The sequence below is a fragment of the Streptomyces sp. NPDC017676 genome (genome assembly GCF_044329325.1).
GTDB lineage: Bacteria > Actinomycetota > Actinomycetes > Streptomycetales > Streptomycetaceae > Streptomyces.
This window is the reverse complement of record NZ_JBIRJA010000005.1, coordinates 419,041-441,709: the sequence shown is the minus strand read 5'-3', so window position 1 is coordinate 441,709 and position 22,669 is coordinate 419,041. Positions and strand designations below refer to the sequence as shown.

Here is a 22,669-nt window from a genome sequence, read left to right as displayed (position 1 = left end):
CACGTTACGTTTACAGTTGTGTTCTGGATCACGTTTGCTCTCGTGGTCTCCACGAGGCCCCGGAGCTGGGCGGACGAGGCTGGCGCGGGCCCGGCCGGCATGGTTCAATCCTGCGTCGCACACATCGTGCACACATCAAGGCCCGGTCCCGGGCCGACGAAACGTCCCGGAGATCACATGAAGCGCGAGACGTCCGGAGGTCCGAGCCGGCGCCAGATACTGCTGCGTGTCGGCGGGTTGACGGCGGCGGCCGTCGTCGGGTCCGCCGTCCTCGACCAGGCCGGCACCGCGTCCGCGGCCGTCACCACGTCCAAGCGCTTCGATCTCACCGACGGGTCCGACGAATGGTTCCGGGAGATCCCGCTCAACGAGACCCGGATCCTCCAGTCGTTCGCTTTCGACAACACCAACAAGCACCTGTACACGGCCCAGTTGGTGCAGGGCGGCCGCATCCTGCCCGGGGAGACACAGGCCTACAGCGGCGCCGACCGGTCGAAGAACGGCGATCTGTGCATCACCCGTCTCGACTGGCAGGGGTACATCATCGGCCGGATGTACCTGAAGGGCTTCGGGCACGGGGTGTCGATCGGTGTCGAGCCCTCGGGGAACAGCGCGTACCTGTGGACCGAGTGCGACTCCGTGCCCGACAGCGAGAACAACGGCTACGGCACCCGGATCGCCCGGTTCAAGTTCGCCAACGGCACCGTCGTCCAGCCCAACTCCGCGCAGGTCACCCGGTTCACCCCGGTTCCGGGCTCGGACCACAACACCGTCGCCATCGACCCGGTCACCAACCGGATCGTCCACCGTCACCGCGTCAGCGGCACCTGGAAGTACGGCCTGTACGACCTGGCCACGTTCAAGGCCGGCACGTTCACCCCGCTGGCCACCATCACCCAGCCCGCTGTGCTCACCGGCCCCACCTTCCAGGGCTACACCAGCATGGGCCAGTACCTGTACACCATGGACGGCACCGCCTACACCTACGACGCCGACGGCAACCGGACCAGCACCAGCAACACCTATGTCACGTCCATCGACTGGAACACCGGGACCGTCTTCGAGCGCCGGCTCAGCAAGGCGGGCGAGAGCCTGTTCTACCGGGAGCCGGAGGGGCTGGCCATCCAGATCCCCGACATGAGCACCCCGGCCGTCGCCCGCCTGCACCTCGGCTTCGGTTCCGAGGAGTCCCTCACCCAGACCGACAAGAAGGCCAGCTTCTACTACAAGGACCTGCTCGTCTGACGCCTGGGAGCGGGAGGCTTCAGTTCTTCAGTTCCGGCGGGCTGATCCGCGACTTCTCGATGGCTGAACCCGTGGTGCCCCACTTCTTCAGGATCCTGTCGTAGGTGCCGTCGGCCAGCAGCCTGTTCACCGCCGCCTGGAACGCCGGCGCCAGTTTCGTGCCCTTCTTGAAGGCGAAACCGACGTCCAGGCGGTGGTACTCGTTGAGGAACTTCAGGCCCTGCTGGTGCGCCACGGCGTACCGCAGGCCGTTGATCGTGGACATCACGACGTCGCTGCGGCCCTGCTGGAGCGAGGACCAGATCGCGCTCTGCTCGGCGTACGTCTGCACCTGGTACGGCTTCTTGCCCGCGTCGGCGCACACGTGCTTGCCGGCCTCCAGCGTGGCCTCGAACGTCGTGCCGGCGCCGGTGGCGACGTTCAGACCGCACAGCTGCTTCAGGTCGGTGATCTTCGAGAGCTTGCTGTCCTCGCGGGTGGCGAAGCCCTGGCCGTCGTTGACGTAGGTGACGAAGTCGATGGTCCTGCGGCGCTCGTCCGTGACGCCGAAGTTGCTCGCGCCGAAGTCGTACTTGCCGCTGTCCAGGGCGGGCAGGATCGCCTCGAAGCTCGCCTGCTCGATCTTCAGCTTGATGCCGAGCACCCGGGCGGCCGCCTTGGTGAAGTCGACGTCCTGGCCGGTCAGGGTCCTGCCGTCGGCGAGGTAGGTGGTGCCGGGCGGGGTGCCGCCGACGCTGACCGCGACGGTGAGGCTCGTGGTGCCGGCGGGCAGCAGCTTCGCCGCGGCGTCGTCCTTGCGCAGGGCGGAGACGACGTCCGTGGTGGGCACCTCGCCGGCCTTGGCCGCCACCCCGGAGGCGTCCGAGCCGCCCGAGCCGTCGGAGCCGGAGCCGCAGGCGGTGAGGAGCAGCGCGGCCGAGGTGATGGCGACAAAGGGCATGAAATGGCGATAAGCGGGCGTGCGCATCGGGTAGCGGTCTCCTGAGGCGGAAGGTGTGCGGAAGCGCGAGGGAAAGGGTGTGCGGAAGCGCGAGGGGAGGGGTGCGCGTGTGAAGGCGGAGAGCAGGCCGGGAACCGGCGGGAGAACGCGAGCAGGCCCGCCCGGAGGGCAGGCGGGAGCAGGGGGTCAGCTCAACAGGACGAGGACCACACGCGACCGAAGTCGATGTGGGAGCGGGTGACCAGCCACTGCTGTGGATGCATGGGCCAAGTGGAACAGGCATCCGGTTCCGCGTCAACCGACTTGAGATGTACTGCTCACAGTATGGACAACCTTGACAGTGGACGGAAACGGCCCCGTACTCTCGGGGTACGGCCCTGCTGAGGGGCTCGGCCGTGTCCGCGCCGCGCGGCGCGCTCCCGTGTGAAGGCACCACCCGTTCTGACGACTCAGCGCGTCCACGGCGACGCGCGTCACGGAGCCTTCATGTCATCGGACACCCTCGCCAAGATCCCCACCGTCCCGGACACGCCCGAGCCCGCGGACGCCCCGCGGATCGTCCCGCAGCGCCGGTACGGCCAGTGGGCGGCGGCCGTCGTCGTCCTCGCGCTGCTCGGGTTCGCCGTCAACTCCGTCCTGCGCAACAAGGCGTTCCAGTGGGACGTGGTCGGCGACTACTTCACCTCGGACTCCGTCCTGCGCGGGCTGTGGCTGACGCTGTGGCTGACCGCGGTCGTGATGGTCCTCGGCTTCGCCCTCGGCACCCTGCTCGCCGCGTTCCGGCTCTCCGCCAACCCCGTGCTGCGGGCGGTCAGCTGGGGATACGTGTGGCTGTTCCGGTCCATCCCGATCCTGGTGCAGCTGCTGCTGTGGTTCAACATCGGGGCGCTGTACCCGAGGGTGTTCGGGGTGAGGACCGTCGACCTGCTCAGCCCGGTCGCCGTCGCCATCATCGGCCTCACCCTGCACGAGGCCGCCTACGCCGCCGAGGTCGTCCGCGGCGGCATCCTCTCCGTCGACCGCGGGCAGATCGAGGCCGCCCAGGCGCTCGGTCTGAGCCGGTGGCGGCGCTGGCGGCGGATCGTGCTGCCGCAGGCGATGCGTGCCATCGTGCCGCCCGCCGGCAACATGCTGATCGGCACCCTCAAGGGCACCTCGATCGTCAGCGTCATCGCCGTCAACGACCTGCTGTTCTCCGCCCAGTTGATCTACCACCGCACCTATCAGGTGATCCCGCTGCTGATGGTCGCCACCCTCTGGTACGCCGTCGTCACCACCCTGCTGGGCATCGCTCAGACGTTCGTCGAGAAGCACTACGCGCGCGGTACGGAGAACGCCCGATGAGGCAGCAACTGGTCGTCGTCGGAGCCGGGCCGCGGGGGACCGGCCTCCTCGAACGCCTCGCCGCCAACGCGTCCGAGCTGTACGCCGGTCCGGGCCTCGACATCCACCTGGTCGACCCCCACCCGCCCGGTGGCGGGCGCATATGGCGGCAGGCGCAGTCGCCGCTGCTGTGGATGAACTCGCAGGCCGAGGACGTCACCATGTTCACCGACGACACGGTGGCCATGGCCGGCCCGGTGCGCGAGGGCCCCACCCTGCACGAGTGGGCCCGGCTGGACGGCCGTACCTTCCCCGACCGGCAGCTCCAGGGCCGCTATCTGCGCTGGGTGTACGAACGGGCCGTCGCCGACCTGCCCCCGAACGTCACCGTCCACCACCACCCCCACCGCGCCCTCCGGGTCGACGGGCCCCGCGAGGGCCGCCAGCGGGTGTGGCTGGAGGGCCGTCCGCACCCGCTCCCGGCCGACCTGGTGATCCTGGCGATAGGTCATCTGGACAGCGAACTCGACGCCGAACAGGCCGAGTTGGCCGCCTACGCCCGCGAGCACGGCCTGGTGCACCTGCCGCCCGACTTCACCGCCGACAGCGACCTGTCCGCACTGGCGCCCGGCGAACCCGTCCTCGTCCGCGGCTTCGGGCTGGCCTTCGTCGACCTGATGGTGCTGCTCACCGAGGGGCGCGGCGGACGGTACGAGGGGGAGACGTACCGTCCCTCGGGGCGGGAGCCGGTGCTCTACGTCGGCTCGCGGCGCGGGGTGCCGTACCACTCGAAGATCGGCTACGACTGGACCGGCGACCGGCCCCCGCTGCCCCGTTTCCTCGGCCCGGCCGAGGTCGCGGAACTGCTGGCCCGGCCCGGCGGCCTCGACTTCCGGCGCGATGTGTGGCCCCTGGTCGAGAAAGAGCTGGGCTTCGCCCACTACCACCGGCTGTTCACCGCCCACCCCGGGCGTACGGCGATGGCCTGGGCCGACTTCGAGGAGAAGTACGCGGCGGCCGGCGACCCCGCCGAGACCCGGGCGCTGGTCGCCGCCGCCGTACCGGACCCGGCCGACCGGCTCGACCTCACCGCGCTCGACCATCCCCTGGAGGGCGTTCGGTACGCCTCGCACGACGACTTCCAGGACGGGCTCAGGGACTACATCGAGGACGACCTGCGGCGCCGCCACGATCCCGCCCACAGCCCGGACCTCGGGGTGTTCCTCGGGCTGCTCTCCGTCTACGGGCAGCTGGTGCGGCTCGGGGACATCGGGTCCTGGTGGCACGGGTTCTTCAGCTACCTGGCGTCCGGGCCGCCCGGGCCCCGGCTGCGGCAGATGCTCGCGCTGTCCCGGGCCGGACTGCTCCGGTTCGTCGGGGCCGACATGGCCGTCACCGCCGAGGGCGGGGTGTTCCGGGCCACCAGCCCCACGGTGCCGGGCTTCTCCGTCGAGGCCCGGGCGCTGGTGGAGGCGCGGCTGCCCGCGCCCACCGTCCGGCGCGCCCGCGACAGCCTGCTGCGCGGACTGCACGCCGACGGCGCCGCCGAGACCCCCGACGGGCTGCTCCGGGTCGACCCCGGCGACGGCCGCGTCCTCGACCGCGCAGGACGCCCGCACCCCCGGCGCTTCGCGCTCGGTCCGTACACCGACACCCGCGCCCCCGGCGCCTTCACCCGCCCCCGCACCGGCGGGCCCGCGTTCCGGCAGAACGACGCGACCGCCCGGGCGGTGCTGGCCTTCCTCAGCGGCTCACTCGTAAAGGAACTCGCGCGATGAGTGTCATGGTCGACATCAGGTCGGTGCACAAGAGCTTCGGCTCGCTCGACGTGCTCCGGGGCATCGACCTCCAGGTGCGCACCGGTGAGGTCACCGTCGTGCTCGGCCCCTCCGGCTCCGGCAAGTCCACGCTGCTGCGCACCATCAACCACCTGGAGAAGGTGGACCGGGGCGAGATCAGCGTGGACGGCGCGCTGCTGGGGTACCGGCGGGCCGGGGACAGGCTGTACGAGCTGCCCGAGCGCGAGGTGCTCCGCCAGAGGACCCGGATCGGGTTCGTCTTCCAGAACTTCAACCTCTTCCCGCACCTCACCGTCCTGGACAACGTCGTCGAGGCGCCGGTGTCCGCGCTGAAGCGGCCCCGGAAGGCGGCGGTGGAGAGCGCGCACCGGCTGCTGGAACGGGTCGGGCTCGGGGACAAGGCCGACGCCTATCCGCGGCAGCTGTCCGGCGGACAGCAGCAGCGGGTGGCCATCGCGCGGGCGCTCGCGCTGGAGCCGAAGCTGTTGCTGTTCGACGAGCCGACGTCGGCGCTCGATCCCGAGTTGGTGGGGGAGGTGCTCGACGTCATCCGGGACCTGGCGGCGCAGGGGACGACGATGATCGTCGTCACGCACGAGATCGCGTTCGCCCGGGAGGTCGCCGACACGGTGGTGTTCATGGCCGACGGGCGGATCGTGGAGCGGGGGGCGCCGGACGAGGTGCTGGGCGCTCCGCGGGAGGAGCGGACCCGGGCGTTCCTGGCGAAGGTGCTGTGAGGGTGGGGGCCGTGGCCGTGGGACGCGGTGGGTTCGGCACCGCCGGCGCGCTTCGTCGTGGTGGCGCGCCGTCGCGGCGGCAACACACCGTGCGGTTGCGCTCGGAGTCCTGGCGGCGACGAGGGGCGCGGCGGAGGCGAAGAGCGCGGTGGTGCCCGGGGGCGCGGAGGTGTCCGGTATGAGCAGTCTGCTGCATCTCGCCGCCGCTCTCGATCTGCCCGGGATTCCCGACGCCGGGGCCTACGTCGAGCTGGGCCGGCTCGCCGAGCGCGGGGGGCTGGACTTCGTGACGCTGGACGACTCCTTCGCGCGGCCGGGGCCCGACGCGCTCGGCGTCCTGTGCCGGGTGGCGCCCGCGACCCGGCGGATCGGGCTCGTGCCGACGGTCACCACCACGCACACCGAGCCCTTCCAGGTGCAGGCCGCCGTGGCCACCCTGGACTGGGTCAGCCGGGGACGGGCCGGCTGGCGGATCGACGTGTCCACCACCGAGGGCGAGGCCCGGCTGTTCGGCCGCCGGCACACCGCACCGGCCGAGGCGCTCTGGCAGGAGGCCGGTGAAGTCGCCGACGTGGCCGCCAGGTTGTGGGACAGCTGGGAGGACGGCGCCGAGATCCGGGACGTGGCCGGCGGCCGCTTCCTCGACCGGGACCGGCTGCACCGCGTCGACTTCACCGGCACCGCGTTCTCGGTCCGGGGCCCGTCGACCGTGCCCCGGCCGCCGCAGGGCCACCCCGTCCGCGTGGTCGACGCCACCGACGGCCCCGCCCGCGCGGTCGCCGCCCGGTACGCGGACGTGGCCCTGGTGCGCGTCGCCGCCCCCGCACAGGCCGCCGGAGTCCGGGACGAACTGCGGGAGCGGGCACGGGCGGCCGGGCGGAAGCCGGACGCGCTGCGGGTCCTGGTGAGCCTGCTGGTGGACCTCGGCGACGGCGAGCACGCGGCCGAGCCGGGACACGGGGGCGGCGGCCCGCGGCCCACCGGGCGGGGCCCGCTGTACCGGGGCGGCCCGGTCGACCTCGCGGAGCTGGTCGCCGCCTGGCACGCCGACGGGGTCACCGACGGCTTCCACCTCGTCCCCGTCGAGCCGCGCCGCGATCTGGAGCGGCTGGTCAACGGCACGGTGGCGCTGCTCCAGCACCGCGGACAGTTCCGCACCTTCTATCCGGGCAGCACCCTGCGCGAGCACCTGGGCCTGACCCGGCCCGCCAACCAGTACGCCGTGCCCGGGGCGACGGCCGCGACCGGGGGAGCGTCATGACCGTGCGCCGGCGGCTGCATCTGGCGGTCGCGCCCCCGGGAGCCGTGCACGCGGAGGTCCGGCATTCGGAGGCCGTGCACACGGAGGTCCGGCATCCGGAGGCCGTGCACCCGGGGGCCGACGACGCCGACGGGACCGGGCCGGTCGTAGGACCCGGTACCGAAGTATGGGCCGGCGCGCCCGTCGGATCGCGGCTCGCGTTCGCCTCCTTCGAGCGGCTCGCCCGCGCCGCCGAGCGCGGCCTGTTCGACTTCCTCCTGCTCGACGAGGAGCCGCCGCTGCCGGAGCACCGTGGACGGCTGCACGAACTGGACGCGGTGGGCGGCCCGGAACCGGTCGCCGTGCTGAACGCGCTCGCCGGGGTCACCGCGCGGCTCGGGCTCGCCGCCACCGTGAACGCCGTCTTCGGTGAGCCGTACGACCTTGCCCGCAGGCTGGCCACCCTGGACCACCTCAGCGCCGGCCGGGCGGGCTGGCGGGTGGCGGTCCCCGCGGACCCCCGCGCGGCGGCGGACGTCCGCTCCGGCGGCTCGCCCGATCCGTACGCCCGGGCCGCCGAACTCCTCCGCGCGGCGCGCCGGTTGTGGGACTCCTGGAGTCCCGAGGGGGTGCCCCGGCCGTTCGTCCACCGCGGCCGGCACTTCGACATCGCCGGCGAGTTCGGGCTGCCCCGCTCGCCCCAGGGGCGGCCGGTGGTGATCCAGGCGGGGGAGTCCGAGCGGGCCCGGGAGCTCGCCGCCGCCTCGGCCGACGTACTGCTCGTCCGGCACGGCCCGCTGGAGGCGGCCCGCTCCCGCTACGCCGGCCTCAAGGGACGCCTCGCGGGACACGGCCGTACCGCGGGTGACCTGAAGGTCATGTGCGGGATCACCGTCGTCCTCGGGGACACCGCGGCGGAGGCGCAGGAACGCGCCGCCGGGATCCGGCGGCAGCGCATCACCCCGCGGTACGCGCTGTACGCGCTGGAGCGGATCTGGGGGACGGACCTGTCCGGGTACGACCCCGACGGACCGTTCCCGGAGACCGCCCCCCGCATCCGGGACGGCCGCACGCGCGCGCTCGCCGAGAAGTGGCGGGCGCTGGCCGGGGAGAAGGGGCTGTCCCTGAGGGAGACGGTGATCGAGGCGAGCGGCCGGCAGTCCTTCGTCGGCACGCCCGAGGCGGTCGCCGACGACCTGCACCGGTACGTCCGGGAGGGGGCCGCCGACGGGTTCGTCCTGGTCCCGCAGGTCCCGGCCGACGGACTGGAGGAGTTCGTGGACCGGGTGGTGCCGCTGCTCCAGGAGCGCGGCGCGTTCCGCACGGAATACCGGGGCGGCACACTCCGCTCCCATCTCGGGCTGTCCTCGCCGGTACCTCCGGCAGGGGAACGCTGATCATCGACGAAAGGAACCGACGGCATGACGACGGACGCGTCCGACGCCTGGAAGCAGTGGCACGAGCGGCGCGTGGAGCAGGTCTCGGCGCCCTACGGGCCGCTCGCGCTGACCGCGACGCACTGGATCGAGGACTATCCGGATGGTCGAATTCCGGACATTCCCGGGAACTGGGTGGCGGACGAGGGCGGGGTGGTGCTCACCGCCGCCGGGACCGACGGCCTGACCGTGGACGGCCGGCCCTTCGCGGGTGAGGTCAGGCTGGCCGCCGACCGCGGTCCGGAGGCGCGGGCGCGGGTCGCGCTCGGCGGGAAGCGGCTGGTCGTGCTGGTGCGCGAGGGCGTCTGGGGAGTGCGGGTGTACGACCCCGGCTCCGCCGCCCGGCAGGCCTTCCGGGGCATCGAGGCCGGGCCCTACGACCCCCGCTGGTCGGTGCCGGGGCGGTTCACGCCGTACGAGGGCACGCGGACCGTCCGGCTCGGCAACGCGGACGGTCGCGAGCGCGGCTTCGACCTCGCCGGGGAGCTCACCTTCACCCTGGCCGGACAGGAGCGGACGCTGAAGGTCGCGCGGCAGGGGGACGGGCTGCTGTGGGCGGTGTTCGCCGACGCCACCAGCGGCGACACGAGCTTCCGGTTCCGCTTCCTCTTCTCGCCGGCCCCGGACGCCGAGGGGCGCACGACCGTCGACTTCAACCGCGCGCAGCTCCCGCCGTGCGCCTTCGCCGACCACTTCATCTGCCCCTTCCCGCCCCCCGGCAACACGCTGGACGTGGCGATCGGGGCGGGGGAGCGCCACCTGAGCGGGCCGCGGTCGGCGTAGCCGGCCTCGGCCGGACGTGTGGGACGGGTCCGACGGCCGAAAGGCACCCTTGTGCCGACCGGCCGTTCGGCCGAATACTCCCCCTCAGCGCTTGTCAGGGGCATGCATATTCGAATCCGGTCGACCCTGGCTGCGCCTCACGGGCCCCGACCCCACGCGGGCCCCCGACTTCCCTTGGAGGGAACGACAAGTGAGGATCAAGCGCACCACTCCCCGTGGCGGTACGGCGAGACGGGTCCGGCTGACCGCCGTGGCCACCGGCTTCCTGGCCGCGGCCGCGTTCGCCGCCCCCACCGCGAACGCCAGCGACGTCCACACGTTCAGCGCCACCCAGCTCACCAAGGCGAGCGACTCCGTCCGCCAGGCCGACGTCCCCGGCACCGCCTGGGCGGTGGACAGCAAGTCCGGCCGCGTCATGGTCACCGTCGACAGCACGGTGTCCCAGGCCGAGATCGCCAAGATCAAGAAGCAGGCCGGCGCCAACGCCGACGCCCTGGTCGTCAAGCACACGCCGGGCAAGTTCAACAAGCTGATCTCCGGCGGCGACGCCATCTACGCGAGCAGCTGGCGCTGCTCGCTGGGCTTCAACGTCCAGGACTCCAGCGGCAACTACTACTTCCTGACCGCCGGGCACTGCACCGACGGCGCGGGCACCTGGTGGTCGAACTCCTCCCACAGCACCACGCTCGGCACCACGGCCGGCTCCAGCTTCCCCGGCAACGACTACGGCATCGTGCGGTACACCAACAGCTCGGTGACCAAGTCCGGCGCCGTGGGCAGCCAGGACATCACCAGCGCGGCCACGCCCTCCGTGGGCACGACCGTCTACCGCCGCGGGTCCACGACCGGTACGCACAGCGGCCGGGTCACCGCGCTCAACGCCACGGTCAACTACGGCGGCGGCGACATCGTCTCCGGCCTGATCCAGACCACCGTCTGCGCCGAGCCCGGCGACTCCGGCGGCCCGCTGTACGGCGGCACCACGGCCTACGGTCTGACCTCGGGCGGCAGCGGTGACTGCACCTCCGGCGGCACGACGTTCTTCCAGCCGGTCACCGAGGCGCTGAGCGCCTACGGGGTGCACGTCTACTGACGGCTCACCTCCACTGACGGACGACACCGGGAAGCCCCCGCGCGCGCACGCGTACGGGGGCTTCCTGGTGCGTTTGCGCAGGTGAGGGCCGCTCGAACGGATGTCGTACACATGTTCGGGAATGGGGGTATGGTGGGGGTGGGGAAACTGGGAACTGATGTTCGAGAGCCGTTCGGGGCTCACGAGTGCGGGAGGTGTGCGTGCCGGGCTTCGCGCATCTGCGCACCGTCTCCGGGTTCTCCCTGCGGTACGGGGCGTCCCACCCGGAGCGGCTGGCCGAGCGTGCCTCCGAGCGGGGGATGGACGCCCTCGCCCTGACCGATCGCGACACCCTCGCCGGGGCGGTGCGCTTCGCCAAGGCCTGCGCCGGCGTGGGGGTCCGTCCGCTGTTCGGGGTGGACCTGGCGGTGGCGACGGCGGAGTCCGTACGGCGTGACCGGCGGCGTACGCCGGTGCGCGGAGGCGCCTTCGTGGACGAGTCGGCCCCCCGCGTGACCTTCCTCGCCCGGGACGGCGCCCGTGGGTGGGCCGGTCTGTGCCGGCTCGTCACCGCGGCGCACGCGGGTGAGGGCACTCCGCTGCTGCCCTGGGCCGGCCAGCCCGGCGACGGTCTGGTGGTGCTGCTCGGGCCGGGGTCGGACGTGGGGCGCGCGCTCGCCGCCGGGCGGCCCGACCGGGCGGCCGAGCTGCTCGTGCCGTGGCGCGAGATCCACGGCGACGCGCTGCGGCTGGAGGCCGTCTGGCACGGCCGGACCGGCACGGGGGACGGTTCCCTGCGGCTGGCGGCCCGCACCGTCGGGTTCGCCGCCGAGCAGGGGGTGCGGCCGGTGCTCAGCAACGCGGTCCGCTATGCCGATCCCGGGGCGGGGCCGGTCGCCGACGTGCTGGACGCCGCGCGCCGGCTGGTGCCGATCGACCCCCGGGGGGAGCTGGACTCCGGCGAGGCGTGGCTGAAGGACACGCAGACCATGCTGGGCGTCGCCGAGCGGGTCGTGGAGGCCGCCGGGTTCCGGCGGGACACCGCCCACCGGCTGCTGGAGCAGACCCTGGCGACGGCCGCCGAGTGCCGCGTCGACCCCGAGCGCGACCTCGGCATCGGCACCGTCCACTTCCCCGAGGCGCACCTCGTCGGTGCCGGCCGGCGCACCGCGCAGCGGGCGCTCGCCTCCCGGGCGGCGGAGGGGATGCTGCGGCTCGGGTACGGCGGCCGGCGCGCGTACTGGGAGCGGATGCACCGGGAGCTGGACATCATCGCCCACCACGGCTTCGCCTCCTACTTCCTGACGGTGGCCCAGGTGGTCGACGACGTCCGGGAGATGGGGATCCGGGTGGCCGCCCGCGGCTCCGGGGCCGGGTCGCTCGTCAACCATCTGCTCGGCATCGCGCACGCCGACCCGGTCGAGCACGGGCTGCTGATGGAACGCTTCCTGTCCAAGGAGCGGGTGGTGCTGCCGGACATCGACATCGACGTGGAGTCCGCGCGCCGGCTGGAGGTCTACCGGGCGATCATCGGCCGGTTCGGCACCGAGCGGGTCGCCACCGTCTCCATGCCGGAGACCTACCGGGTCCGGCACGCGATCCGGGACGTGGGCGCCGCGCTGTCCATGGACCCGGCCGAGATCGACCGGATCGCCAAGTCCTTCCCGCACATCCGGGCGCGCGACGCCCGCGCGGCGCTGGAGGAGCTGCCCGAGCTGAAGCGGCTGGCGGGGGAGCTTCAGCGGGGAGGGGAGAAGTACGGCAGGTTGTGGGAGCTGGTCGAGGCGCTCGACGCGCTGCCGCGCGGGATCGCCATGCACCCGTGCGGGGTGCTGCTGTCGGACGCCTCCCTGCTCGCCCGTACGCCCGTGGTGCCGACCAGCGGTGAGGGCCTGCCCATGTCGCAGTTCGACAAGGAGGACGTGGAGGACCTCGGGCTGCTCAAGCTGGACGTGCTGGGCGTGCGGATGCAGTCGGCGATGGCACACGCGGTCGCCGAGGTGGAGCGGGTGAGCGGGGAGCGGATCGACCTGGACGCGGTGCCCCCGGGGGACCCGGAGACCTACCGGCTGATCCGGTCCGCCGAGACCCTGGGGTGCTTCCAGATCGAGTCGCCCGGGCAGCGGGACCTGGTGGGGCGGCTCCAGCCCGCCGGCTTCCACGACCTGGTCGTCGACATCTCGCTGTTCCGGCCCGGGCCGGTCGCCGCCGACATGGTGCGGCCGTTCATCGAGGCGCGGCACGGGCGGGCGCCGGTGCGCTACCCGCACCCGGACCTGGAGGAGCCGCTGAAGGGGACGTACGGGGTCGTCGTCTTCCACGAGCAGATCATCGACATCGTCTCCATCATGACCGGCTGCGGGCGCGGCGAGGCCGACCGGGTGCGGCGCGGGCTGTCCGACCCGGAGTCGCAGGGGCGGATCAGGGTGTGGTTCGCCCAGCAGGCGGCGGCCAAGGGGTACGACGCGGAGACGATCCGGCGGACCTGGGAGATCGTGGAGGCCTTCGGGTCCTACGGCTTCTGCAAGGCGCACGCCGTCGCCTTCGCCGTACCCACCTACCAGTCGGCGTGGCTGAAGACCCATCACCCCGCCGCCTTCTACGCCGGGCTGCTCACGCACGACCCCGGGATGTACCCGAAGCGGCTGCTGCTGGCCGACGCGCGGCGGCGCGGGGTGCCGATCCTGCCGCTGGACGTGAACGTCTCCGGGGTCGCACACAGGATCGAACTGGTGTCTGAATCACCGGCGGTGTGGGGGCTGCGGCTCGCGCTCTGTGACGTCCACGGCATCAGCGAGGCCGAGGCGCGGCGGATCGCGGAGGGGCAGCCGTACTCCTCGCTGGTGGACTTCTGGGAGCGGGCCCGGCCCAGCCGGCCGCTCGCCGGGCGGCTCGCGCAGGTGGGCGCGCTGGACGCCTTCGGCGCCAACCGGCGTGATCTGCAACTGCACCTGACCGAGCTGCACCGTGGCGCCCGGGGCGGTGGCGGTGGCCAGCTCCCGCTGGCCGGCGGCCGGAAGACCGCGCCGGCCGGACTGCCCGACCTGACCTCGGCGGAGCGGCTCAGCGCCGAGCTGGGCGTGCTGTCCATGGACGCCTCGCGCAATCTGATGGACGACCACCGGGAGTTCCTGACGGAGCTGGGCGTGGTCTCCGCGCGCCGGCTGCGCGAGGCCCGGCACGGCGAGACCGTGCTGGTCGCGGGCGCCAAGGCGGCCACCCAGACCCCGCCGATCCGCTCCGGCAAGCGGGTCATCTTCTCCACCCTGGACGACGGGACGGGACTGGTGGACCTGGCCTTCTTCGACGACTCGCACGACGCCTGCGCCCACACCGTCTTCCACTCCTGGCTGCTGCTGGTGCGCGGAGTGGTGCAGCGGCGCGGCCCGCGCAGCCTGAGCGTGGTGGGCTCCGCCGCCTGGAACCTCGCCGAACTGGTGGAGGTGCGGCAGGAGGAGGGACTCGACGGGGTCGCGGCCCGGCTGGCCGGACCGTCCGGCGCGGACGGCTCCCCGGCCGGGGACGACGGCGGTCCGCTCCGGGCCCGGCTCGCCGGTTCCGAGGGGCTGCCCGCGCCGGCCGGCTCCGCGGCCCATGACCCGATGGAGGGCCGGACGATCCGCATGCCCACGGGGTACGAGATGCACCCCTGGGCCGACCTGCGGCCCGCAGGTCAGGACGCCGCTCAAGGACCGGCGTCGATACGGAAGTTGTGGCACCAGAGTCCGGGGAGTGCGGGATGACCATTCTCTGCGTACGTTTCCAGCTGCCGCCGGCGTACGAGGCGGCCCTGCCGGAACTGCTCGGGTTGCTGGAGGAGTTCACCCCGGTCGTGGAGGCGCTGCCGCCGGACGGGGCGCTGGCCGATCTGCGCGGCGCCGAGCGGTACTTCGGGCGCAGCGCGGTGGAGCTGGCCTCGGTGATCCGGGTGCGGGCCCTCGCGCGGTACGGCGTCGACTGCGCGATCGGCGCCGGTTCGGGCCCGATGCTGGCCCGCGTGGCGCTGCGTCACGCCCGGCCCGGTGCGACCTGCGCGGTGCCCGAGGACGCGGTCGCCGAGTTCCTCGCCGACAAGCCCGTCGCCACGTTGCCCGGCGTCGGCACGGCGACCGCCCGCACCCTGGACGAGTACGGCCTGGACACCCTGGGCCGGGTCGCCGCCGCGCCGCTGTCCACGCTCCAGCGGCTGATCGGCGCCAAGGCGGGGCGGGAGCTGCGGGAGAAGGCGAGCGGCATCGACCGAGGCCGGGTCGTCCCGAACGCCGTCTCGCGGTCGCTGGTGACGGAACGGGCCTTCGGTATCGACGAGCTGGACCCCGACCGGCATCGCCGGGCGCTGCTGTCGGCCGCCGAGGAGATCGGCTCCCGGCTGCGCGCGGTGGAGAAGGTCTGCCGCACCCTGACCCTGACCGTGCGCTACGCCGACCGCTCCTCGACCACCCGCAGCCGCACCCTGCGGGAGCCGACCGCGCACTCCGCGGACCTGACCAGGGCGGCCTACGGCATGTACGAGGCGCTCGGCCTGCAACGCGCCCGGGTCCGCGCGCTCGTCCTGCGCGCCGAGGGCCTGACCGCCGCCGACCAGGCCGCCCACCAGCTCACCTTCGACCCCGTGGACGAGAAGGTCCGCCGCGTGGAGGAGGTCGCGGACCGCGCGCGGGCGAAGTTCGGGCCACGGGCGGTGATGCCGGGGACACTGGCCCTGGCGTGCGCGCTCAGTTGGCCCAGGGCGGCGTGAGACGAGTGCCGTCGGCCAGGTGCGCCTCCAGGCCGATCGAGGTGGTGACCCAGGAGATCGGGGTGTGGCCGGTGGGATTCTCGACGGCCAGGGTGGCACCGGGGTTGACGATCACCGTGTCGCCCGCCGCGATCCGCTCGGTGTGACCGTCGAGCGTCATCAGCAGTTCCCCGACGAGCAGATGGAAGATCTCCTCCCGGTTGACGGTGTGCGCGGGCGCCTTCGTCCCGGGTGGGATCTCACCGCGCCAGGCGCACAGTTCCTTGCTTCCGGAGAGCGGGGTGGCGTACGAGACGAAGCGGGCGCCGTGGATCTCGTGGGTGACGGCTTCCGAGGAGCGGACGACGGGCATGGCGATGTTCTCCGTCCGGACGAGCTACGAGGCAAATGGTCAAGCTGCTTGACTATATGGTCAAGCAGCTTGAGCGTCTCGTCAAGGGTGTTCAATGCCTGGGTGCACAACTCCGACGCCCTGGCCCTGTCCGCCGCCCTGCTCGCCGTGGCGGGTGACCTCACGCAACGCATCAACGACGGGGTGGTGGCCCGTGGCTTCACGGACGTCCGGCCCGCCCACGGCTTCGCCTTCGCGCGGCTCGCCCCGGGCGGCGCCACCGTCACCGACCTGGCAGCGCACCTCGGAGTGACCAAGCAGGCGGCGAGTCAGCTGGTGGACGAGATCGTGCGCAAGGGGTACGCCGAGCGGAGGCCGCATCCCGGGGACGCGCGAGCCCGGCTGGTCGTGCTGACCGAGCGCGGGTGGGCCTGCACCCGGGCGGCGGAGCAGGCGGCGGCCGAGGTGGTCGGGGGATGGACCGAGCTGCTGGGTGAGAGTGAAGTGCGCGTACTGCGGGACCACTTGGCGCGGATCGCTCCCCGGGGCCCGATCCGTCCGGCCTGGTGACGGCTCGTCAGCCTCCCGGCACCTCCCCGGTTGTCACTGGAAGTTTTTACTGACGCGTAACTTCACACTTGCACTACTCGCTCGTAACTTGACGAGTGAACAGCATCCCGTGATCCGGATCACAGGGTCAGGCCGTGCACCTCCCGTGAGCCGCAAGGAGATCACACGATGCTGCCCTGGAAACGAGTGCTCAGACCCCTCGCCGCGCTGCTCCTCGCCACCGCCGTCGCCGTCGTGCCGGCCGCCACCGCCGGCGCCTCCGACGCCCCCAGCTCCGGCTGGAACGACTACACCTGCAAGCCCTCCGCCGCCCACCCCCGCCCCGTCGTCCTCGTCCACGGCACCCTGGGCAACTCGGTCGACAACTGGCTCGGCCTCGCCCCCTATCTGCAGACCCGCGGATACTGCGTCTACTCCCTCGACTACGGCCAACTGCCCGGCGTCCCCCTCTTCCACGGCCTCGGCCCCATCGACAAGTCGGCCGGACAACTGGCCGCCTTCGTCGACAAGGTGCTCGCCGCCACCGGAGCCGCCGAGGCCGACCTGGTCGGTCACTCCCAGGGCGGCATGATGCCCCGCTACTACCTGAAGTTCCTCGGCGGAGCCGCCAAGGTGAACGCCCTCGTCGGCATCGCCCCCGACAACCACGGCACCGACCTGGACGGCCTCACCCACCTGCTGCCGTACTTCCCCGGCGCCGAGGACCTGCTCAAGGCCACCACCCCCGGCCTCGCCGACCAGATCACCGGCTCCGCCTTCCTCACCAAGCTCAACGCGGGCGGCGACACCGTCCCCGGGGTGCGCTACACGGTCATCGCCACCCGGTACGACGAGGTGGTCACCCCCTGGCGCACCCAGTACCTGAGCGGTTCCGACGTCCACAACGTCCTGCTCCAGGACCTGTGCCCGCTCGACCTCTCCGAGCACCTCGCGATCGGTCTGTTCGACCGGATCGCCTTCCACGAGGTGGCCAACGCACTCGACCCGGCCCACGCCACCGCCACCACCTGCGCGTCCGCCTTGAGCTGACGTGCCGCCGGGGCCCGTCCGGCCTGAGCCGCCGGACGGGCCCCGGAACCCTCGCCGGCGGTGACCGCCGCCGTCGGCACGGGCCGGGGTGGTGCGGGCTCGGATCCCGTGGGGTGATCCGAAGCTAACCCGGGCAAGTCGCGGAACCGCCTGCTCGGAGCGGGCGGAGAGGATTCTTATGGTCCGCTTAAGGACGCGCTCAGACTGCGATCAGGTGGATAGCGTGCCGACATGATCGACAACGACACGGAACGGATCCGGCCCGCCGTCGCCGGCGACGTACCGGCCGTGAGAGCGGTGACGGACGCGGCCTACCACCCCTACATCGCGCGCATCGGTGTGGTGCCCCAGCCCATGGAGGCGGACCACATGGCGGACGTGGCCGCCGGCAAGGTGTTCGTCACCGGCGAACCCGTCGTCGGGCTGGTGGTGGTCGAGGCGTTCGCCGACCACCTCTTCCTGGACAGCATCGCCGTCCACCCCGACGCCCGCGGCACGGGCGTCGGACGGCGGCTGCTCCGCTTCGTCGACGCACACGCGCGTGCACAGGGACTCGAAGAGATCAGGCTCTACACGAACGCGATGATGTGGGAGAACCGGAAGATCTATCCCAGGTACGGCTACGAGGTCGTGGCGCGCAGGGTCGACGGCCCTTACGACCGGATCCACTACCGCAAGCGGCTGCGCTGAGACGCGCCGTGTCAGCCGTCGGGCCACCAGGTGCGGGCGATGTCCTTGCGCACCTCGGGGCGTCCCGCCGGGCGCTCCTCCGCCTCGTCGCGGATCCGGCGGCTGTCCGTCCTCTTCAGGGGCTTCTGCACGGTCGTACGGCGCATGACTGCCTCCTTCAGTGCCCACCGGGTTCCGTGTTGTCACGGAGGTAGACGCTTTCGGCGAGAGTTCCTCATCGGTGCCGGTCTGTCAGTGGCGGCTGTCACGTCCGCACTGTCAGTGGCGTGTGTCACTCTCCGGGAATGACGAGCGAGAACACGCACACAGTCGCGGCTGCCCCGGAAGCGGACTGGGATGCACAGGCCGCCTCCTTCGACGACGAGCCGGACCACGGCCTGCGCGACCCCGAAGTGCGCGCGGCCTGGGCGGACCGGCTCCGGACCTGGCTCCCCGGACACCCCGCGGACGTCCTCGATCTGGGCTGCGGCACCGGCAGCCTGTCACTCCTCGCCGTCGAGCAGGGGCACCGGGTGACGGGTGTCGACCGGTCCCCGGCGATGGCCGAACGGGCCCGGGCCAAGCTCGCCGGGCACCCCGCCACGATCCTGTGCGGGGACGCCGCGGCCCCGCCGGTGGGGGAGCGGCACTTCGACGTCGTTCTCGTACGGCATGTGCTGTGGGCGCTGCCTGACCCGGCCGGGGTGCTGCGGCACTGGCGGGAGCTGCTCCGCCCCGGAGGCCGGTTCGTGCTGGTCGAGGGCGTGTGGGGGACTCTCGGCCCGGTCGGCGTGCCGGCTGCCCGGCTCACCGCCCTGCTGGAGCCGCTGAGCCGGGACGTGCGCCTGGAGCGACTGTCCGACGACTCCCTGTTGTGGGGCAAGGACGTGGACGACGAGCGGTACGCGGTGGTGGCCACCGTGTGACCCCGGGGTGCCGGGGCGGCGGTCAGGCCAGCAACTGCGCGAACCCGTCGGGACGGACCGCCAGCGCCTCCAGCGCGTCGAGGGCCGCCACCGCGGCGGACGCGGCCTGCGGATCCATCTCCGTGAGGCCGCTCTCGGCGAACTCGTCCTCGTCCAGGCGCCGTACGTCCCGCCCGTCGGCGGAGCGCCACAGGTCCAGGTCGAGATCCTCCACGACCAGCTGCGTGCCGGAGCTGACCGCGGGACGCGTGACGTCGCAGTACCAGCCCTTGACCGAGCCGTCCGCCGCGCGGACCTCCTTCACCGAGTACCACCGGTCGCGCCAGTAGTACTCGGTGAACACGTCACCGGGCTCGAACCGCACGAACCCGAAGTCCCGGACCCCCGAGCCCGCCCAGGGCGCGCGTACGGCGATCCGGTTGCCGTCGTCCCCGAGCAGCTCCGCCGGGTAACGGATCTTCGTGCGGCCCGCCTTGACCAGGACGACCTCCAGCCGGGCCGGCTCAGCCGAGTTCGCGGACATAGCGCACCTCCGTCGCGCGGACCTGGTACCCGAGCCACTTGTTGATCGCGATCATGGGAGCGTTGCCGGTGTCGTTGCCCGTGAAGGCCTCGGTGACTCCGGCGGCGCGGGCCCGGTGCAGAGAGTGGATCTTGGCGAGCTTGGCCAGGCCACGGCCCCGGTGGGCGCGGGCGGTGCCGGTCATCGCCGTGGAGTAGCGGCCGTCGCCGTCGGTGTAGGCCACGGTGAAGGCGACCGGACGGCCCTCGGCACAGGCGGCCGTGGTCAGCTCCCGGTTCAGCAGCGGGTGGTTCCAGCTCTCCGCGAGCCAGGCGTCGTAGTCGGTGAACTCGTAGTCCACGTCGCTCGGTTCGTCGCGCACCGTCTCCGCGTCCAGCTCGAACAGCGGCCGGGGGTCGTCCGCGAAGTCGGCGGCCGTGCGCAGTTCGACGCCGGGCGGGAGCTCCGGGAGCGGTGGCAGCGTGCCGTCGGCCAGGTCCAGGCGGAGGAAGTGCGCGGTACGGCCCCGACGGTAGCCGCGCCGCTCGGCGAAGGCCTGGTTGGCCGGCTCGTCCAGGGCCCAGGCGAACAGCTTGGTCGCGCCCACCTCCGCGAGGTACTCCTCGGCGGCCCGCACCAGCAGCCGGCCGGCACCGCGGTGGGTCCGGTCCGGGCGGACGTAGACGTTGAGGGCGCCCTGGCCCGGGTCGGGGCTCTCGGGGATCAGGTGCACCTGTGCCGTGCCGATGATCTCGCCGTCCTCCTCCGCGACGAGCGGCAGGAAGCGGGCGTCCGGGTGCGTGTGGGCCACCGTGTGCCGGACCGAGTCCGGCGTGAACAGGATGTACGGCAGGGCGAGGCGGCGGACACGGGCGAATCCCTCGGCGTCCGAGGGGACGTCGGGGCGCAGGGGACGCACGAGGACTGTCATGAGGAGGCACCGTACGGGCCGGGAGGACCGGGTGCCTCTCATTTTCCGGCAGGTGCGGGACAATCGGCCGTGTGAGCCTGAAGATCCGCATCGATGACAGCGCGCCCCCGTACGAGCAGGTGCGGGCGCAGATCTCCGAGCAGGCGCGGTCCGGCGCGCTCCCGGTGGGGTACCGGCTGCCGACCGTGCGGGGACTGGCCGAGTCCCTGGGGCTCGCGGTGAACACGGTCGCGAAGGCGTACCGGGCGCTGGAGGGCGACGGGGTGATCGAGACGCGGGGGCGCAACGGCACGTTCGTGGCCGCCGCCGGCTCGGCCGCGGTGCGGGAGGCGTCCCTGGCCGCGCAGGCGTACGTCGAGCGGGTGCGGCGGCTCGGGCTCGCCGAGGACGAGGCGCTGGGCGCCGTGCGCGATGCTCTGCGGGCGGCCTACGGGGAGGGCTGAGGCGGGTCGGGCACCGCCGGGTTCCGCCGTCGCGGCCGGGCGCCGTCGCGGTGGGAACGACGAGCGGGACACGTGTCAGAGTTCCGCCGGTTCCGGTGTCCTCGTCACCGTCAGGCCCGCCCGCCGCGCCGCCCGGGCGAACGTCACCGCGTCCTGGACCGCCGCGCCCCCGGGGTCGTTGTTGAAGTACGCGTACACGTCCTCCGCGTCCGACCAGGTCGTCGCGACACGGTCCACCCAGGTGTCCAGGGAGCGGCGGCCGTAGCGCGGCCAGGGCTGGGCGCGGCCCTGGTGGAAGCGGACGTAGCCCCAGTCGGCGGTGCGCCACAGCGGGGTGACCGGGCGGGCCAGGACGTCCGCCCAGCACAGGGCCGCGCCACGGGACACCAGCACCTCGCGCACCTCGCCCGTCCACCAGGAGTCGTGGCGGGGTTCCACCGCGACCCTCGTACCGGCCGGGAAGCAGGCCAGGCAGGCGTCCAGCAGCGGCGGGTCGGCGCGCAGGGTGGGCGGGAGCTGGAGGAGGACCGGGCCCAGGCGGTCGCCGAGGCCCGCCGCGTGGGTCATCAGCCGGTGCACCGGCTCCTCCGGGTCCTTGAGCCGCTTGATGTGGGTGAGGTACCGGCTGGCCTTGACCGTGACCACGAAGTCCGGCGGGACGCGGCCGCGCCAGGCGGCGAAGGTGTCGTACGACGGCAGCCGGTAGAACGCGTTGTTGATCTCCACGGTCGCGAACAGCCGGGTGTACTCCTCCAGCCACAGCCGCGCCGGCACCCCGGCCGGGTAGACGTGATCCCGCCAGTCCTTGTACTGCCAGCCCGACGTGCCGACCAACAGGGTCATACCCTCATCAAAGCACTACAGGTACAGGCCCGCGTCCGCGCCCTCCCGGGCCCCCGGCACCGAGGTCGGCGCGGTGCCCCGGCGCAGCGCGTACAGCTCCGCGAGGGTCGCGCCGTCCCGGCCGACGCCCTCCTCGGTGCCGAGCCACCTCACCGCCTCCGGCCGGGTCAGCGGGCCGACCTCGATCCGGGCCAGGCAGCGGCCGGGGCGGACCACGGCCGGGTGCAGCCGCTCCAGGTCCTCGTTGGTGGTGACGCCGACCAGGACGTTGCGGCCCTGGCCGAGCAGGCCGTCGGTGAGGTTCAGCAGCCGGGACAGGGCCTGGCCCGCCGTGTGCCGGGCCTCGCCCCGGATCAGCTCGTCGCAGTCCTCCAGCAGCAGCAGGCGCCAGCGGCCCTTGCCCGCGCCGTCGTCCTCCCCGATGGCGATGTCCATCAGATAGCCGACGTCGGAGAAGAGGCGCTCCGGGTCCAGGACGCAGTCGACCTGGCACCAGTCGCGCCAGGACCGGGCGAGGGTGCGCAGGGCGGAGGTCTTGCCGGTGCCGGGCGGGCCGTGGAGCAGTAGCAGCCGGCCCGCGATGTCCTCCGGGGTCGTCTTCATCAGGCGGTCCATCGCGTCCGCCACCGGCGCCGTGTAGTTGGGCCGGACCTCGTCCCAGGTGCCCGCGGAGATCTGCCGGGTGGTGCGGTGCGGGCCGCGCCGGGGGGAGACGTACCAGAACCCCATCGTCACGTTCTCCGGCTGCGGTTCCGGCTCGTCGGCCGCGCCGTCCGTGGCCTGGCCGAGGATCCGCTCGGCCAGTTCGGCGCTGGTCGCGGTGACCGTGACGTCCGCGCCCCGGTTCCAGCGGGAGACCAGCAGGGTCCAGCCGTCCCCCTCGGCGAGGGTCGCGCTGCGGTCGTCGTCGCGGGCCATCCGCAACACCCGGGCGCCCTCCGGCAGCAGGGTCGCGCCCGAGCGCACCCGGTCGATGTTCGCGGCGTGCGAGTACGGCTGCTCGCCCGTCGCGAAGCGGCCGAGGAACAGCGCGTCGACGACGTCGGACGGCGAGTCGGAGTCGTCGACGTGGAGCCGGATCGGCAGAGCGTCGTGTGGGTTGGCAGACATGC

22 protein-coding genes are annotated in these 22,669 nt (G+C 72.9%); 15 read left to right on the top strand and 7 right to left on the bottom strand.

What is annotated here, in order from left to right; genetic code table 11:
* Positions 1-177 precede the first annotated feature (177 nt).
* Positions 178-1,245: a Tat pathway signal sequence domain protein gene (locus tag ACH4LD_RS14230; RefSeq protein ID WP_398055702.1), complete on the top strand. Its 1,068-nt coding sequence runs from the start codon at positions 178-180 to the stop codon at positions 1,243-1,245.
* Between the two features lie 19 nt (positions 1,246-1,264).
* Here ACH4LD_RS14230 and ACH4LD_RS14225 read toward each other — a convergent pair whose 3' ends face one another.
* On the bottom strand, positions 1,265-2,185 hold the full coding sequence (locus ACH4LD_RS14225; RefSeq protein ID WP_398055703.1) for an ABC transporter substrate-binding protein: 921 nt from the start codon (positions 2,183-2,185) through the stop codon (positions 1,265-1,267).
* Positions 2,186-2,671: 486 nt separating this feature from the next.
* Here ACH4LD_RS14225 and ACH4LD_RS14220 point away from each other — a divergent pair, with 486 nt between their 5' ends.
* The 9 genes from ACH4LD_RS14220 (at position 2,672) to ACH4LD_RS14180 (ending at position 15,313) form a co-directional block, all read left to right on the top strand.
* Positions 2,672-3,529 (top strand): amino acid ABC transporter permease, encoded by an 858-nt coding sequence (locus ACH4LD_RS14220; protein ID WP_132786366.1) that lies wholly within the window; start codon positions 2,672-2,674, stop codon positions 3,527-3,529.
* Positions 3,526-5,286 carry an FAD/NAD(P)-binding protein gene (locus tag ACH4LD_RS14215; protein ID WP_398055704.1) on the top strand — a complete coding sequence of 587 codons (1,761 nt, stop codon included), beginning with the start codon at positions 3,526-3,528 and terminating at the stop codon, positions 5,284-5,286. The genes ACH4LD_RS14220 and ACH4LD_RS14215 overlap by 4 nt, the downstream gene beginning before the upstream one ends.
* The gene (locus tag ACH4LD_RS14210; protein ID WP_132786368.1) at positions 5,283-6,044 is read left to right on the top strand and encodes an amino acid ABC transporter ATP-binding protein; all 762 of its coding nucleotides are present in this window, start codon (positions 5,283-5,285) and stop codon (positions 6,042-6,044) included. The genes ACH4LD_RS14215 and ACH4LD_RS14210 overlap by 4 nt, the downstream gene beginning before the upstream one ends.
* A gap of 178 nt (positions 6,045-6,222) precedes the next feature.
* Positions 6,223-7,305, top strand: a complete 1,083-nt coding sequence (locus ACH4LD_RS14205; protein ID WP_398055705.1) for an LLM class flavin-dependent oxidoreductase — start codon at positions 6,223-6,225, stop codon at positions 7,303-7,305.
* Positions 7,302-8,681 carry an NtaA/DmoA family FMN-dependent monooxygenase gene (locus ACH4LD_RS14200; protein WP_398055706.1) on the top strand — a complete coding sequence of 460 codons (1,380 nt, stop codon included), beginning with the start codon at positions 7,302-7,304 and terminating at the stop codon, positions 8,679-8,681. Before ACH4LD_RS14205 ends, ACH4LD_RS14200 begins: the two co-directional genes overlap by 4 nt.
* A 24-nt stretch (positions 8,682-8,705) precedes the next feature.
* Positions 8,706-9,503, top strand: coding sequence for a DUF1684 domain-containing protein (locus ACH4LD_RS14195; protein WP_398055707.1), 798 nt, complete (start codon positions 8,706-8,708; stop codon positions 9,501-9,503).
* A gap of 190 nt (positions 9,504-9,693) precedes the next feature.
* A complete protein-coding gene (locus ACH4LD_RS14190; protein ID WP_398055708.1) occupies positions 9,694-10,596 on the top strand; it encodes a S1 family peptidase in 903 nt (300 codons plus the stop codon).
* Between the two features lie 200 nt (positions 10,597-10,796).
* On the top strand, positions 10,797-14,318 hold the full coding sequence (locus tag ACH4LD_RS14185; protein WP_398055709.1) for a DNA polymerase III subunit alpha: 3,522 nt from the start codon (positions 10,797-10,799) through the stop codon (positions 14,316-14,318).
* Positions 14,315-15,313, top strand: coding sequence for a DNA polymerase thumb domain-containing protein (locus ACH4LD_RS14180; RefSeq protein ID WP_398055710.1), 999 nt, complete (start codon positions 14,315-14,317; stop codon positions 15,311-15,313). The genes ACH4LD_RS14185 and ACH4LD_RS14180 overlap by 4 nt, the downstream gene beginning before the upstream one ends.
* Here the strand turns inward: ACH4LD_RS14180 and ACH4LD_RS14175 are convergent.
* Complete coding sequence (locus ACH4LD_RS14175) at positions 15,291-15,665, bottom strand: cupin domain-containing protein (protein ID WP_398055711.1); 375 nt, start codon at positions 15,663-15,665, stop codon at positions 15,291-15,293. The genes ACH4LD_RS14180 and ACH4LD_RS14175 overlap by 23 nt on opposite strands.
* Before the next feature lie 102 nt (positions 15,666-15,767).
* Between ACH4LD_RS14175 and ACH4LD_RS14170 the strand changes: the two genes are divergently transcribed.
* The 3 genes from ACH4LD_RS14170 (at position 15,768) to ACH4LD_RS14160 (ending at position 17,933) form a co-directional block, all read left to right on the top strand.
* Complete coding sequence (locus ACH4LD_RS14170; RefSeq protein WP_398055712.1) at positions 15,768-16,214, top strand: MarR family winged helix-turn-helix transcriptional regulator; 447 nt, start codon at positions 15,768-15,770, stop codon at positions 16,212-16,214.
* 168 nt (positions 16,215-16,382) lie between these two features.
* Positions 16,383-17,243 carry an alpha/beta fold hydrolase gene (locus tag ACH4LD_RS14165; protein WP_132786374.1) on the top strand — a complete coding sequence of 287 codons (861 nt, stop codon included), beginning with the start codon at positions 16,383-16,385 and terminating at the stop codon, positions 17,241-17,243.
* Positions 17,244-17,474: 231 nt separating this feature from the next.
* Positions 17,475-17,933 (top strand): GNAT family N-acetyltransferase, encoded by a 459-nt coding sequence (locus ACH4LD_RS14160; RefSeq protein WP_398055713.1) that lies wholly within the window; start codon positions 17,475-17,477, stop codon positions 17,931-17,933.
* Between the two features lie 11 nt (positions 17,934-17,944).
* On the opposite strand, the gene ACH4LD_RS14155 is transcribed toward ACH4LD_RS14160, so the two are convergent.
* Positions 17,945-18,079 (bottom strand): hypothetical protein, encoded by a 135-nt coding sequence (locus ACH4LD_RS14155; protein ID WP_014671792.1) that lies wholly within the window; start codon positions 18,077-18,079, stop codon positions 17,945-17,947.
* Between the two features lie 138 nt (positions 18,080-18,217).
* Here ACH4LD_RS14155 and ACH4LD_RS14150 point away from each other — a divergent pair, with 138 nt between their 5' ends.
* Positions 18,218-18,838, top strand: a complete 621-nt coding sequence (locus tag ACH4LD_RS14150) for a class I SAM-dependent methyltransferase (protein WP_398055714.1) — start codon at positions 18,218-18,220, stop codon at positions 18,836-18,838.
* A 22-nt stretch (positions 18,839-18,860) separates the two neighbouring features.
* Here ACH4LD_RS14150 and ACH4LD_RS14145 read toward each other — a convergent pair whose 3' ends face one another.
* Both ACH4LD_RS14145 and ACH4LD_RS14140 read right to left on the bottom strand, forming a co-directional pair.
* Positions 18,861-19,361, bottom strand: coding sequence for a DUF402 domain-containing protein (locus tag ACH4LD_RS14145; protein WP_398055715.1), 501 nt, complete (start codon positions 19,359-19,361; stop codon positions 18,861-18,863).
* Positions 19,342-20,271, bottom strand: coding sequence for a GNAT family N-acetyltransferase (locus tag ACH4LD_RS14140; RefSeq protein WP_398055716.1), 930 nt, complete (start codon positions 20,269-20,271; stop codon positions 19,342-19,344). Before ACH4LD_RS14140 ends, ACH4LD_RS14145 begins: the two co-directional genes overlap by 20 nt.
* 71 nt (positions 20,272-20,342) lie before the next feature.
* On the opposite strand from ACH4LD_RS14140, the gene ACH4LD_RS14135 reads away from it, so the two are divergent.
* Positions 20,343-20,714: a GntR family transcriptional regulator gene (locus ACH4LD_RS14135; protein WP_014671788.1), complete on the top strand. Its 372-nt coding sequence runs from the start codon at positions 20,343-20,345 to the stop codon at positions 20,712-20,714.
* 75 nt (positions 20,715-20,789) lie between these two features.
* Here ACH4LD_RS14135 and ACH4LD_RS14130 read toward each other — a convergent pair whose 3' ends face one another.
* Positions 20,790-21,557: a DUF72 domain-containing protein gene (locus ACH4LD_RS14130; protein ID WP_132786379.1), complete on the bottom strand. Its 768-nt coding sequence runs from the start codon at positions 21,555-21,557 to the stop codon at positions 20,790-20,792.
* A gap of 15 nt (positions 21,558-21,572) precedes the next feature.
* Positions 21,573-22,667, bottom strand: a complete 1,095-nt coding sequence (locus ACH4LD_RS14125) for a DUF5925 domain-containing protein (RefSeq protein ID WP_132786380.1) — start codon at positions 22,665-22,667, stop codon at positions 21,573-21,575.
* Positions 22,668-22,669: the final 2 nt, after the last annotated feature.

What these genes read in the sequence shown, in the direction of transcription:
- ACH4LD_RS14230 (WP_398055702.1), top strand. Translation starts at nt 178, where the DNA reads ATGAAGCGCGAGACGTCCGGAGGTCCGAGCCGGCGCCAGATACTGCTG.
- ACH4LD_RS14225 (WP_398055703.1), bottom strand. Translation starts at nt 2,185, where the DNA reads ATGCCCTTTGTCGCCATCACCTCGGCCGCGCTGCTCCTCACCGCCTGC.
- ACH4LD_RS14220 (WP_132786366.1), top strand. Translation starts at nt 2,672, where the DNA reads ATGTCATCGGACACCCTCGCCAAGATCCCCACCGTCCCGGACACGCCC.
- ACH4LD_RS14215 (WP_398055704.1), top strand. Translation starts at nt 3,526, where the DNA reads ATGAGGCAGCAACTGGTCGTCGTCGGAGCCGGGCCGCGGGGGACCGGC.
- ACH4LD_RS14210 (WP_132786368.1), top strand. Translation starts at nt 5,283, where the DNA reads ATGAGTGTCATGGTCGACATCAGGTCGGTGCACAAGAGCTTCGGCTCG.
- ACH4LD_RS14205 (WP_398055705.1), top strand. Translation starts at nt 6,223, where the DNA reads ATGAGCAGTCTGCTGCATCTCGCCGCCGCTCTCGATCTGCCCGGGATT.
- ACH4LD_RS14200 (WP_398055706.1), top strand. Translation starts at nt 7,302, where the DNA reads ATGACCGTGCGCCGGCGGCTGCATCTGGCGGTCGCGCCCCCGGGAGCC.
- ACH4LD_RS14195 (WP_398055707.1), top strand. Translation starts at nt 8,706, where the DNA reads ATGACGACGGACGCGTCCGACGCCTGGAAGCAGTGGCACGAGCGGCGC.
- ACH4LD_RS14180 (WP_398055710.1), top strand. Translation starts at nt 14,315, where the DNA reads ATGACCATTCTCTGCGTACGTTTCCAGCTGCCGCCGGCGTACGAGGCG.
- ACH4LD_RS14175 (WP_398055711.1), bottom strand. Translation starts at nt 15,665, where the DNA reads ATGCCCGTCGTCCGCTCCTCGGAAGCCGTCACCCACGAGATCCACGGC.
- ACH4LD_RS14165 (WP_132786374.1), top strand. Translation starts at nt 16,383, where the DNA reads ATGCTGCCCTGGAAACGAGTGCTCAGACCCCTCGCCGCGCTGCTCCTC.
- ACH4LD_RS14160 (WP_398055713.1), top strand. Translation starts at nt 17,475, where the DNA reads ATGATCGACAACGACACGGAACGGATCCGGCCCGCCGTCGCCGGCGAC.
- ACH4LD_RS14155 (WP_014671792.1), bottom strand. Translation starts at nt 18,079, where the DNA reads ATGCGCCGTACGACCGTGCAGAAGCCCCTGAAGAGGACGGACAGCCGC.
- ACH4LD_RS14150 (WP_398055714.1), top strand. Translation starts at nt 18,218, where the DNA reads ATGACGAGCGAGAACACGCACACAGTCGCGGCTGCCCCGGAAGCGGAC.
- ACH4LD_RS14145 (WP_398055715.1), bottom strand. Translation starts at nt 19,361, where the DNA reads ATGTCCGCGAACTCGGCTGAGCCGGCCCGGCTGGAGGTCGTCCTGGTC.
- ACH4LD_RS14140 (WP_398055716.1), bottom strand. Translation starts at nt 20,271, where the DNA reads ATGACAGTCCTCGTGCGTCCCCTGCGCCCCGACGTCCCCTCGGACGCC.
- ACH4LD_RS14130 (WP_132786379.1), bottom strand. Translation starts at nt 21,557, where the DNA reads ATGACCCTGTTGGTCGGCACGTCGGGCTGGCAGTACAAGGACTGGCGG.
- ACH4LD_RS14125 (WP_132786380.1), bottom strand. Translation starts at nt 22,667, where the DNA reads ATGTCTGCCAACCCACACGACGCTCTGCCGATCCGGCTCCACGTCGAC.